We start from the raw sequence: 11,909 nt of genomic DNA on the forward strand, positions 1-11,909 counted from the left end.
ACCTATGTACTCCAACAAGCTGTACACGCCGCTAAGATATCCAGGAGGGAAGGCACGCTTCTCTTCCTTGATAGAGCGCATAATTCGAGATAATGACCTTCATGGAGGCCATTATTTTGAGCCGTTTGCAGGCGGGGCTGGGCTTGCGCTCATACTACTGGTTGATGATGTGGTCGAGGCAATTCACATCAACGATATCGACCCAGCGGTTGCCGCCTTTTGGAAAGCTGCAGTCAGCGATACTGACCGCCTTATCAGGATGGTGGAAATGGCCGACGTTTCAATGGATGCGTGGCACCATTGGCGTTCGGTAATGATTGGCGAGGCAGCTGGAACGGACCTTGAGCGTGGCTTTGCGACCCTCTTCATGAACAGAACCAATCGGTCTGGAATCCTGAAGGGCGGAGTCATAGGAGGGAAGCAACAAGCTGGAAAATACCGTCTTGATGCGCGTTTTATGCGAGAGAAGATCTGCGAAAGACTTAAGCGCATTGGACAGCTTTCGAGCCGCATCAATGTCTACGAAGAAGATGCACAGTCCATTCTGCATCGCAGCACAGAGTTCCTTCCAGATAGAACGCTCATCTATCTCGACCCCCCTTATTATGTAAAGGGGGCAGGACTGTACCGTAATTCATACAAAGACGACGATCACAAGAAGATTGCGAGACTTCTTCTCACGAAGGATTTCCCCTTCCCTTGGATCGTGTCGTACGACAATGCCGCAGAGATTCGCGAGATGTACGGCGAAGCTAGCGGCGTATCTTATGGTCTGAATTACACAGCACAGCGGCGATACGTAGGAGATGAAGTCATGTATTTCAGTGACAGACTCTCGGTAGTTCCCAATAAAATTTGAAAGCTGTGCGGATTTTACTAGGCCGTGAGCGCCGCTCAGGTCGTAGATTATGTCCACGTCCTTGATGCCGGGAACCGCCCCCCACGCCGCCTGATCTATCACGCCGCCTGACGGTGCTCCTAGAACGGGTGCCGCTTGTCGTCGAAGATCCGGTATAGCGCGGCCAAGTTGGCCGTGTCCGGGTTTAGCCAGGCGTCGACGTGCTCGGGCTTGATGTTGATGATGGTCCTGTCGTGCCCGGCCGCAGCCACCTCGGGTTCCGGGTCATGGGTGATCGCGGCGAAGGACAGCAGATCCGGCTCCTGGCCAGCTGGGTCAGTCCAGTGTGACCACAAGCGGACCACCAGCATCGCCCCACCCGTGCGCGGCGTGAACTGCACCACTTGGTTCTTCCGTCTGGCCCCTCCACGTTCTCGTAGAAGGTATCTACCACCAGCAGGCCATGGGTGTGGCCGAAGGCCGGCGCCCAGAACTTCTCCAGACTGTCGCGGCCGGCGTTGTAGGTGCCGGGGTAGCGCTGATCGTAGTTGGGTGGCTTCCCGGCGAGGCGGCACTGGTAGCGCATGGGCCTGATGATCAGCTTGCCGCCGTCGGACACGATCACCGGGGCGTAGACGCCAGGGAAGATGCGGCTGTCCCGGTCCTTGGGTTCCGTGCGTTTCAGGTCGGCCAGGCGCTTGCGGTTGGCGAACAGCTCCTGCTCCAGCACCAAGGCCTCGGCCAGGTTCCATTGCTCGACCTCCGCCCACACCGCCAGCCCCGCCGCGCTCGCGCCGGCGCGGAACGCGTCATCCATCGCCTTCGGAGTCTTCGGGCGCCTCTTCCCGGGGTCATGGGCGTACAGCGCCGCGAACTCCTGCAGCGACAGTGTGGCACCGGTCGTCCGGACCAGCTCCTGGTAGGCGGCGGTGCTCTGGGCGGAGTAGCACATGGCGCCATCTGGCAGCAGCGGCCGTTGCGGCGATGTGAGAGTGGCAGGCATCACTGAGTAGGGATTCCCCTACGTCAATTCGAGAGGCTGCCCGATTGACAACACCCCGCGTCACTGCGACTTTTCTTCAAGCAATCGGCATAGACTTGGGCCCGGCGGTACGAAATTGAAAAAGATCTTGATCGTAGCTCTTGCCCTACTGGCAGCCGCCGTAGGCATCATCGTAATCAAATTCGGAAGCACCGGACGTGACCCTCGCACCGAACCAGTCGAAGCTAGCGACAGTTCGACCTCAGTTCCAGACGGCAACACGGCGAAGCCGCTCGCGTCTCTTATCGCCCAGCGAAAGCTTGACCCAACAGTCGTGCAGCAGGTGGGATCAAGGGCATTTGTTGTTTCTCGTGATGGTGCTTTTCGCCCTAGTGGCGATGCCAAAGACTTCATCCTCTCCCGTATCAGTGCGTCGGACGCTGGCGACAGCATTGCCACCTACGAAATCTATCTCGCCGCCCTAGATTGCAGAAATGCGGGGTCACCGGGCGAACTTCAGTCTGCAGCTTTGCTACCAAGCAAATCAGAACAGCAAGGGGCACTGGAATCCTCCGAGACGCGTCTGAAGGAGTGCTCCTCGCTACTGAAGGACTCCAGCCTTTCGCCTCCAGGAAAGTGGCTGATCAAGGCCGCGCGCCAAGGCTCTATTGAAGCCATGCTCCTGTATGCCACCGACACCGAATCGGCATTTGGCGGCTCAAGTGCGGCCATACAGAACCCAGAAGCGGTTGCCGAATGGAAGACTGACGCTGACTCATTCCTCAATGCTGCGGCGAGCCAAGGCAGCGTTGACGCCTTGGTTGCCCTAGGGCGCGCTAACGCCAATGGCATAATTGTAAAAAAGAATCCGACCGAAGCGCTTGCCTACTACTTGGCAGCCAAAAGGGCAATGCCCTCAGCGTTTTCGGAAAAATTGCTCGGCATGTACCAGAAGGAACTGAGCGCCGCTGAGCAGCAGGCGGCCATCAGGCGAGCCGATGCGATTTACAAGAATTGCTGCCAATAGCCAGAAAGGATTTCTGATGCGTCCTAGTACCAATGCAGTACTCTCCATCGCGCTGGTAGCGGCCTGCGGCTGGATCTTCTACGCCAAGGCAACCGAAGGCGGCCAAACTTATGGTCCGCTGCCTTGCTCAGCGTGCCGTTTGGAGACCCCAATGCCAGGGCCCGGAACCCAAACCTTCCTTGATACTTGGGCATGGGACGTTCGACACACGGCGGCAGTTTGGACTCAAATTGTGGTCAAACCTAACGACAAGGTCGTTGTATGCAACGGAACGGCATGCGTCACCTACACGATGACCGACAGCAATAGCTACCTCGGCGGCAATGCGACGCCTCAAACTTCAACCCCAAATGGCGGCGGCGGCGTTGGCTCTGGCACGGGCAATGGCCGCGGCCAGGGCGTCGGAACGGGTGGCGGAGCTAACCCTCCTGGAGGCAGTTATGGCGGCGGCGGATGGACCGGCACAGTGTCAGCCGGCCCTGGCTCACCGCTTCCGAAACTCCCGAAGGGCTCGCAAGAAATTTAGCGTCATGAAGCGTTGGAGGCGGCCTAGAAAGGCCGCCTTTTTTATGTTCTGACATGTCGCCAGACTTGAGCGGTAGGCGTGAGCTGGGACAGGCAGCCAGTTACGCCGATCAGATGTACCTGCTTCTGCTAGGCGGCAGTGACCTGAGCGGAGTAGCACATGACGCCATCTAGCCACAGCAACTCTTGTTGGGGGCGCCACGGGCCAACTGTCAGCCCCCGCCGTCACCCAGCGGCGCTGTAACCACGGCTGCGGCCGAGGTCGCCGCCTCCCAGACCCGGTCCGTCGCGGCCTTGATCAGCGCCATGAGCTTCCAGCCAGGCACCACCTCCTGCTCGCCAGTCGCCGGGTGGATGATGGTGTACTCGCGATCGATCAAGGTCTGGATCCGCGCCGGGATGGTGCGGTCATACTCCCGGCTGTTCACGTGGTTCGCGACCGGGTCCCAATCCACCCGGTCAAAGTTGAACAGCACCGGGCCATCGTTGTTTCGGAAATCCCACTGAACCTCGATTCGGGTCGCCAACATCTCGACCCGGTTGTTGTTGCTTTCGGAAAGAATCGTCGACATCTCATTGCTCCACGGAAATGATGCCCAGCGTCTGATTGATAGCCACGCCCACCGTCTCGACCAAGGCGTGCACGGCGAACGTCGGAAAGGTTCGCGCGCGTCGGTCACTGATTGGAACGAAGAGATGATCGAGGCATGGGAGGCCCTGGTAGCCCGTCGTAGTGCGATCTGGATCCGCAAAGGCCGCAACTTTCCTGTGCCCATCAGGCCGGAGCAGCGATTCCTTCTGGTGGAACAGACCGGCAACCCCATCGCGCGATCATCTATGTCCTGCGCGTGGCAACGTTTCATCCGCTTGGCGATGAGCGAGGGGGTGATCGCGGAGGAAGAACGGTTCTCGATGCACGGCCTCAAGCACCGAGGCATTACCGACACCGAGGGCAACCGTGGCGACAAGCAGGATGCGGCCGGGCACGAACCGCCCACCACTACGGGCCGCTACGATCATGACTTGCCAGTCGAGAAACCACCGCGCAAGCGTTGAATTTTCCCGGCAATTTTCCCGCTGGCACAAAAAAAGGCACTTGGGCGGAAGCCTAAGTGCCTGATTCGATGGTGGGCCCACCAGGATTCGAACCTGGAACCAAGGGATTATGAGTCCCCTGCTCTAACCGTTGAGCTATAGGCCCTGCGCAGCGTCACAGTGTAGTGGAGGCCGCGCTCGATCGGCTACCCGGCGGCGGCAAGCGCCTCCGAAATACGCCCCAGCCGCCTATCCGCTGCTTCCGCGAGCCATACCTGTCGCCTCAGGTACGCCTGGAACAACGCGACCATCCTTCTGACCTCCTCCAGTCCCTGTTGGTTGTCGCCACTGAAGCCGGCAAGCAATCCGGCCTCAGACAGCGTCAGCAGCGCATACGTCGTACGACGTGCAAACCCCAACCGATCCTCGCACTCATCCCGCATCACCTCATCCCAGTCCAGCAGCGGCGGGAAATCGGCTCGTACGGGCTCAGGCAAATCGTGCTCCACTTCATTCATGGCGTGACTCCAGATGCATGACGAATCAATGCCGCAGGCCGTGCGAGTTGCACGTGACCTGCCGCGCGTTTGCATCGGCGCCGGTGATGACCGGCCCGCCTACGGGATGTGTTGAGCATCTGCGCGATCAGCGTGCTGACCGTCGCAGGAAGAATTCAAACGGCAGATGCGACATCGGCAAGAGCCGTCGGGCATATCCCGGCACCCACCAAAGAAAAACCCCGCACCAGGCGGGGTTTCTCTCAACGCTTCAACAGCCGCTGGAAATCAATCGATATCCAGGAAGCTGCGCAGCTGCTCCGAGCGGCTCGGGTGACGCAGCTTGCGCAGGGCCTTCGCTTCGATCTGGCGGATGCGCTCGCGGGTCACGTCGAACTGCTTGCCGACCTCTTCCAGCGTGTGGTCGGTGTTCATGTCGATGCCGAAGCGCATGCGCAGCACCTTGGCTTCCCTCGGGGTGAGGCCGGCCAGCACGTCGCGCACGGTTTCAGACAGGTTGATGTTGGTGGTGTTCTCGATCGGGGACTCCACATTGGTGTCCTCGATGAAGTCGCCCAGATGGGAATCCTCGTCGTCGCCGATCGGGGTTTCCATCGAGATCGGCTCCTTGGCGATCTTCATCACCTTGCGGATCTTGTCTTCCGGCATGTCCATTTCCTTGGCCAGCTCCTCCGGCGTGGCCTCGCGGCCGTACTGCTGGAGCATCTGGCGGGAAATGCGGTTCAACTTGTTGATCGTCTCGATCATGTGCACCGGGATACGGATGGTGCGTGCCTGGTCGGCAATCGAGCGGGTGATCGCCTGGCGGATCCACCAGGTGGCGTAGGTCGAGAACTTGTAACCGCGGCGGTACTCGAACTTGTCCACGGCCTTCATCAGGCCGATGTTGCCTTCCTGGATCAGGTCGAGGAACTGCAGGCCGCGGTTGGTGTACTTCTTGGCGATCGAGATCACCAGGCGCAGGTTGGCCTCGACCATTTCCTTCTTGGCCTTGCGCGCCTTGGCTTCACCGTAGGCCATGGCACGGCTGATTTCCTTCAGCTCTTCCAGGTCCAGCTGGGTCAGCTTCTCGATGTCGATCGTCGCCTGCTGTTCGGCAATGATCTGGTCCTTCACTTCACGCAGCGCCGAAGACCACTTCTGCTTGCGCTTCAGTGCATCTTCCACCCATTCCAGGTTGGTCTGGTTGCCTTCCCAGGAACGGATGAAGTCCTTGCGCGGCATGCGGGCGGTAACGGTGGCCAGGTTCAGCACGCGGCGCTCATGCGACTTGATGTCGGCCATGGTGTCGCGCAGCTGCTTGGTCAGCACGTCGGTCAACGGCAGCGGCAGCTTCAGGGTGACGAACACCGCCGACATCTCTTCGCGCAGGCGCGGCAGGTTCTTCTTGTCGCCCTTGGTCGCCGCCTTCTTGAAGGCAGTGAAGGCATCGCTCAGCGCCTGCATGCGCGCGGCGACTTCCTCCGGATCCGGACCGGTCGGTGCGGCTTCTTCCTCGCCACCCTCGACATCATCGTCCTCGTCCTCGTCGCCATCGGCGTCGGCATCGTCGCTGTCATCAGCGGCAGCCGCGGCCGGCGCCGGCGCTTCGTCCGTAAGGTCGTTGAAGCCGACGATCACTTCGGCCAGGCGCTTCTTGCCTTCCTTGTGGGCTTCATAGTCGTTCAGCAGCGACTCGACCGACACCGGGAACTGGCCCAGGGCGGCCTGCACCTGCGAAAGGCCTTCCTCGATGCGCTTGGCAATGGCGATTTCGCCTTCGCGGGTCAGCAGCTCGACGGTGCCCATTTCGCGCATGTACATGCGCACCGGGTCGGTGGTACGGCCACCTTCGGTGTCGAGCGCGCTCAGCGCGGCGGCGGCTTCTTCGGCCGCGGTGTCATCGACTTCGCGGTTACCGGTGTTGCCGTCGTTGAGAAGCAGGGTTTCCACATCCGGCGCAACTTCATGGACATCAATGCCCATGCCGTTGATCATGCCGATGATGTCTTCGATCTGTTCCGGGTCGACCATGTCGTCCGGCAGATGGTCATTGACTTCGGCGTAGGTCAGGTAGCCCTGTTCCAGGCCCTTGCTGATCAGTTGCTTGATTTCGGATTGGGCAGGACGTTCGTTGGCCATGTAGTGCTCGCGCCACCGGCTAGGGAGAAATAGGGAACGTAGCATTATACCAGCCCGGGGCCCCGCCTGCCGGGCGGTGGTCCCGCAGGCTCAGGGCCTGAGAAGGAAGGTCACGGGACCGTCATTGACCAGGCTGACGACCATATGGGCACCAAATCGGCCCGTTTCCACCCCGGGCGCGTGATTTTCACGACAGATCCCGACAAATCGATTGAACCCGCGTTCAGCCTCGTCCGGCGGCGCCGCGCTGGTGAAGCTCGGCCGCATGCCCGAGCGGGTGTCGGCGGCCAGCGTGAACTGGCTGACCAGCAGCAGGCCGCCGCCGGTATCACGCAGCGACCGGTTCATCTTCCCGGCCTCGTCGGCGAACACCCGGTAGCCCAGCAGGCGCTCGGCCATCCGCTGCAGCTGGGCCTCGGTATCGCCGGGCTCCATGCCGACCAGCGCCAGCAGGCCGGGGCCGATCTGTCCGACCGCTTCGTCGTCGACATGCACGGCGGCCTGGCTGACACGTTGGATCAGGACGAGCATCGCGGGCTCCGAATGAACAGGGCCGGCCACGATAGCAGCGCCCTTGGCTAAACTGGCGCCGATGAATCCGCAACGCAAAGCCCGGCTGGTCTACCGCGCCACCACCCTGTTCGCCCGCCTGCCCTGGCCGCTGCTGCGGGGCGCCGCGCGCGCCCTGGCGTGGGCGTGGATCAGTCTCAATGCCCGTGAGAGCCGCGTCACCCGGCGCAACCTGGAACTGGCCTACCCCGAACTGGATGCCGCCGCGCGCGACCGCCTGCACCGCGAGCTGCTGCGCTCCACCGCGCTGCAGGCCATCGAGACCCTGCGCCTGTGGAGCCAGAAGCCGGCCGACAACCTGCGCCTGCACCTGAAGCAACGCCATGGTGAAGCGCTGTACGACGCGGCGCTGGCCAGCGGCAAGGGCGTGATCGTGGCTGCGCCGCACTTCGGCAACTGGGAGCTGCTCAACCAGTGGCTGGCCTCGCGCGGGCAGATCGCCATCGTCTACAAGCCGCCGGAGGACGAGGCCAGCGACGCTTTCCTGCAGATCGTGCGCGGCGGCCAGAACGTGCAGCAGGTGCGCGCCGAGGGCCCGGCCGTGCGGCAGCTGTTCAAGGTGCTCAAGGACGGCGGTGCTACCGGCATCCTGCCCGACCAGCAGCCCAAGGCCGGCGATGGCGTGTTCGTGCCGTTCTTCGGCGTGCAGGCGCTGACCATGACCCTGGTCAACCGCCTGGCCGAGCGCACCGGTGCCACCGTGCTGTATGGCTGGTGCGAGCGCATCGGGCCGGACATGGAGTTCGCCCTGCACATCGAGCCGACCGACCCGGCGGTGGCCGACCCGGACCCGCAGGTGGCGGCCACTGCGCTGAATGCCGGCATCGAACGCATTGCCCGCCGCGACCCCGCGCAGTACCAGTGGACGTACAAGCGCTATACGCTGCGACCGGCGGGCAGCGGCGAGGAAGATCCCTACGCCACCGAAGAGCATCCCCACTAGCGGCCCCACTGAGCCCGACCGCTCCCTGCGACCGGCGGCCGCACCACGTTGAATACGACGCCGGCGCCCCCATAGAGACTGCGATGTCCGCCTCCCCCGGTCCTGCCATGTCTGCTTCTTCCCTGTTCGGCGATCCGGCCGCGATCCGCTGCGAGCGCGCGGTGGCCGAACTGCGCGCCGGTCGCCCGGTCCTGCTGCACGATGGCCAGGGCCAACGCCTGGCGGTGATCGCGCTGGACAGCGCTACCGCCAGCAGCTTTGCCGCCTTCGCCAGCGCCGCTCGCGAGCGCCACTACCTGTTCCTGACCGCCACCCGCGCCCGCGTGCTCGGCGTGGAAGCTCCGGAAGGCGCACGCCTGCCGCTGGCCGGCATCGCCTTCGATGCCCTGCCCTCGCTGGGCTACCTGCGCGAGCCCGGCCCGATGCCGGAGGGCTGGAGCGCCGGTGACGCCTTCGATGCCGGCGCGGTTGAACTGGCCCGCCTGGGCCTGCTGCTGCCGGCAATGGTGGCCGTGCGCCTGGACGCAGGTGACGCCACCTTCGACGGTGCCGCCGAAGTCGCCCTGTGCGACCTCGCCGAGGGCGCGGCCCATGCGGCCCACGATTACGAACTGGTGGCCCGCTCCCCGGTGCCGCTGCGCGACGTTGGCATGACCACCTTCGCGGTGTTCCGCGGCGGCGTGGCGCAGCGCGACCAGGTGGCGATCGTCGTCGGCGAACCGGACCTCTCGGCGGTGGTGCCGGTGCGCGTGCATTCCTCGTGCCTGACCGGCGACCTGTTCGGCTCACTCAAGTGCGACTGCGGCGACCAGCTGCGGCGCGGCCTGCGCAAGCTGAAGGAACTGGGTGGCGGCGTGCTGCTGTACCTGGACCAGGAGGGCCGCGGTACCGGCATCGCAGCCAAGATGCGTGCCTACGGCTACCAGCACGATGGCCTGGACACCATCGATGCCGATGCACAGCTGGGCTTCGGCGCCGACGAGCGCCGCTACGGCAGCGCGGTGGCGATGCTGCACGGCCTGGGCATCGCGCGCGTGGCCCTGCTCAGCAACAACCCGACCAAGGCGCAGCGCCTGCGCAATGCCGGCATCGAGGTGCTGGACTGCATTCCGGTCACCGGCGAGATCACCGCCGAGAACGAGCACTACCTGCGCACCAAGGCCGACCGTGCGGGCCACATGCTGGACGTGGACGCGCTGATCCAGGCTGCCCAGTAACGCGGCCGACCTGCTACCGTCTGCGCGGTGCGGCCACGGCCGCCACCGCCCGCCCTGCTGCCTGACGGAGCCCGCGTGACCGACGCCTCGATTCCTGCATCCCCCGCCTCCGACTGGCAGGTACTACCGCAACGCGCGGCCCGCCTGGCCGCACTGGAAGGCGCCTTCGGCGGCCTGTTCGTGCCGGGCCTGCCGCTGGCGGCGGCGGCGTGGTTCTTCGATCTGCCCGGCGGGCTGTGGACTGCAGCCCTCGGCTTGCTGATCGGCATCGCCTTCGGTGCATGGCTGGGCCATCGCCGCCTGGTCCGCACGCGCTGGCGGCTGGATGCACAGGGCCTGGGCCTGCGCCGCGACCTGATGTGGCAGCTGGAAACCCGCATTCCCATTTCGCGCGTGCAGCACCTGGACCTGCGCCGGGGGCCGCTGGAGCGCCGCGCCGGCCTGGCCACGCTGATCGTGCACACCGCCGGGACCCGCATGAGCGCAGTGACCGTGAGCGGCCTGGACGAGGCCGACGCCGAACGCCTGCGCGACACCCTTTCGCACCAGCTCGACCAGGACGCCGACGCCCTGTGAGCCTGCCGCCGCCCCTGCCCGCATCGCTGCCCGACGGTGGCGAAGACCATCGCCTGCATCCATGGTCGTGGCTGTTCGTGCTGCTGATGCAGCTGCGCCACTACTTCCTGCCGCTGATCGCGCTGCTGGTATTCGGCCAGCGCGGCGATCGCGATCCGATGTGGGCGCAGTTGATCCCGTTGTCGGCCATTGCTGTCCTGGTGCTGGTGTCGGTGCTGCAGTACCTGAGCTACCGCTATCGCATCGGCAGCGATGCGATCACCGTGCGCAGCGGCCTGCTTGCGCGCAACCGTCGCGAGATCCCGTTTGCCCGCATCCACAACGTGGAAGTACGGCAGAACCCGCTGCACCGCCTGTTCGGCGTGGCCGAGCTGCGCCTGGAGTCGGCCGGTGGCGCACGCCCGGAGGCTGAAATGCGGGTGCTGAAGCTGGACCAGGCCCTGGCCCTGGAGCGGCTGGTGCGCCAGCGCGGGCGGGCGCCACAGGCCAGCGAAGCGATTACGGTGGCCGACATCGCCGACACCGGCAATGAACACGTGCTGCTGCGCCTGTCCAGCGGGGACGTGGTGCGCATGGGCCTGCTGTCCAACCGGGGCTGGGCGCTGGCGATCGCCGCCGTCGGCGTGCTGTTCCAGACCGTGCCACGGCCGGTGATGGATGACGCCCTCCAGCGCGGTGGCCGCGAGGCGTTCGGCTACGCCAGCCACCTGCACCCGGGCGTGGCCGGCGCGTTCCTTCTGGCGGGCACCGCGCTCCTGCTGGGCTGGCTGGCGCTGCGCGTGCTGTCGGTGGTGCTGACCCTGCTGCGCTACCACGGCTTCACGCTCAGCGAGCAGGAGCGCCGCCTGACCGTCTCGGCCGGCCTGCTCAGCCGCACCCGCAGCAGCGTGGCGCGTCGCCGCATCCAGGCCTGGACCCTGCGCGAAAGCACCCTGCATCGCTGGTTCGGGCTGCGCCAGCTGCGCATCGACAGCGCCGCCGGCGGGCCTTCGCGCGATGAGGACCGCGCCCTGCGCGAACTGGCGCCGCTGGCATCACGCGCGCGTTGCGAGCAGCTGGTGCAGCACCTGCTGCCGCAGCTGCAGTGGCCGCCGGCACAGTGGCAGTCCATTCCGCAGCGCGGTTGGTGGCGGCTGTGCCTGGGTGCACTGCTGCTGGCGCCGTTGCTGGCGGCGGCCGCGTACTGGCGGTGGGGATCATGGGGGCTGGTGGTGCTGGCCTGGATGCCGATGGCACTGCTGGTCGCGCATCGGCAGATGGCACGCATGGGCTGGTACCTGGACGATCACTACGTGGCGGTGCGCGGCGGCTGGTGGAAGCGCTGGTGGCGCTGGGCCGAGCTGGACAAGGTGCAGGGCCTGCGCCTGCAGCGCTCGCCGCTGGACAAGCTGCTCGGCACCAGCAGCCTGCAGCTGGATACCGCCGGTGCGCATGGTGATGTGGCACTGACCCTGCACTACCTGCCACACGAACAGGCACAGCAGGTGATGGAACAGCTGGCGGCGGCACTGGCACGGCGCAAGCTGCGCTGGTGACGGCAGGGCCGGCATCCACGCA

Annotated in this window: 11 protein-coding genes, 1 tRNA gene and 1 pseudogene; 7 read left to right on the plus strand and 6 right to left on the minus strand. The window is 64.4% G+C overall.

The annotated features are described in order from the left end of the window. Positions 1–4 precede the first annotated feature (4 nt). Positions 5–859, plus strand: coding sequence for a DNA adenine methylase (locus N440_RS15725; RefSeq protein WP_133935664.1), 855 nt, complete (start codon positions 5–7; stop codon positions 857–859). Between the two features lie 119 nt (positions 860–978). Here N440_RS15725 and N440_RS15730 read toward each other — a convergent pair. Continuing rightward, positions 979–1,790, minus strand: a pseudogene (locus N440_RS15730) (SOS response-associated peptidase family protein). 166 nt (positions 1,791–1,956) lie between these two features. On the opposite strand from N440_RS15730, the gene N440_RS15735 reads away from it, so the two are divergent. Beyond that, complete coding sequence (locus N440_RS15735; protein ID WP_133935665.1) at positions 1,957–2,847, plus strand: sel1 repeat family protein; 891 nt, start codon at positions 1,957–1,959, stop codon at positions 2,845–2,847. Between the two features lie 737 nt (positions 2,848–3,584). Here the strand turns inward: N440_RS15735 and N440_RS15740 are convergent. After that, positions 3,585–3,944 carry a hypothetical protein gene (locus N440_RS15740; RefSeq protein WP_133935666.1) on the minus strand — a complete coding sequence of 120 codons (360 nt, stop codon included), beginning with the start codon at positions 3,942–3,944 and terminating at the stop codon, positions 3,585–3,587. On the opposite strand from N440_RS15740, the gene N440_RS15745 reads away from it, so the two are divergent. After that, entirely contained in the window at positions 3,916–4,428 is a 513-nt protein-coding gene (locus N440_RS15745; protein ID WP_208322793.1) for an integrase, read from the plus strand. The genes N440_RS15740 and N440_RS15745 overlap by 29 nt on opposite strands. A 69-nt stretch (positions 4,429–4,497) precedes the next feature. Here N440_RS15745 and N440_RS15750 read toward each other — a convergent pair. The 4 genes from N440_RS15750 to dtd all read right to left on the minus strand — a co-directional run bounded on the left by N440_RS15750 (position 4,498) and on the right by dtd (position 7,577). Beyond that, positions 4,498–4,573: transfer RNA gene (locus N440_RS15750), tRNA-Ile, on the minus strand. Between the two features lie 40 nt (positions 4,574–4,613). Continuing rightward, the gene (locus tag N440_RS15755; RefSeq protein WP_133935667.1) at positions 4,614–4,925 is read right to left on the minus strand and encodes a hypothetical protein; all 312 of its coding nucleotides are present in this window, start codon (positions 4,923–4,925) and stop codon (positions 4,614–4,616) included. A 267-nt stretch (positions 4,926–5,192) separates the two neighbouring features. Next, entirely contained in the window at positions 5,193–7,046 is a 1,854-nt protein-coding gene (rpoD, locus tag N440_RS15760; protein ID WP_008265787.1) for an RNA polymerase sigma factor RpoD, read from the minus strand. Between the two features lie 90 nt (positions 7,047–7,136). Continuing rightward, positions 7,137–7,577 carry a D-aminoacyl-tRNA deacylase gene (dtd, locus tag N440_RS15765; protein WP_006472318.1) on the minus strand — a complete coding sequence of 147 codons (441 nt, stop codon included), beginning with the start codon at positions 7,575–7,577 and terminating at the stop codon, positions 7,137–7,139. 61 nt (positions 7,578–7,638) lie between these two features. Between dtd and N440_RS15770 the strand changes: the two genes are divergently transcribed. From N440_RS15770 to N440_RS15785, 4 genes are all read left to right on the plus strand, one after another. Beyond that, positions 7,639–8,559 (plus strand): lauroyl acyltransferase, encoded by a 921-nt coding sequence (locus N440_RS15770; RefSeq protein WP_008267479.1) that lies wholly within the window; start codon positions 7,639–7,641, stop codon positions 8,557–8,559. 83 nt (positions 8,560–8,642) lie between these two features. Continuing rightward, positions 8,643–9,776 (plus strand): GTP cyclohydrolase II RibA, encoded by a 1,134-nt coding sequence (ribA, locus tag N440_RS15775; RefSeq protein ID WP_133935668.1) that lies wholly within the window; start codon positions 8,643–8,645, stop codon positions 9,774–9,776. Between the two features lie 75 nt (positions 9,777–9,851). Continuing rightward, positions 9,852–10,352, plus strand: a complete 501-nt coding sequence (locus tag N440_RS15780; RefSeq protein WP_053510186.1) for a PH domain-containing protein — start codon at positions 9,852–9,854, stop codon at positions 10,350–10,352. Then, positions 10,349–11,887: a PH domain-containing protein gene (locus N440_RS15785; RefSeq protein WP_133935669.1), complete on the plus strand. Its 1,539-nt coding sequence runs from the start codon at positions 10,349–10,351 to the stop codon at positions 11,885–11,887. The genes N440_RS15780 and N440_RS15785 overlap by 4 nt, the downstream gene beginning before the upstream one ends. Positions 11,888–11,909 lie beyond the last annotated feature (22 nt).

It is taken from the genome of Stenotrophomonas sp. CC22-02, from assembly GCF_004365115.1.
Taxonomy (GTDB): domain Bacteria; phylum Pseudomonadota; class Gammaproteobacteria; order Xanthomonadales; family Xanthomonadaceae; genus Stenotrophomonas; species Stenotrophomonas forensis.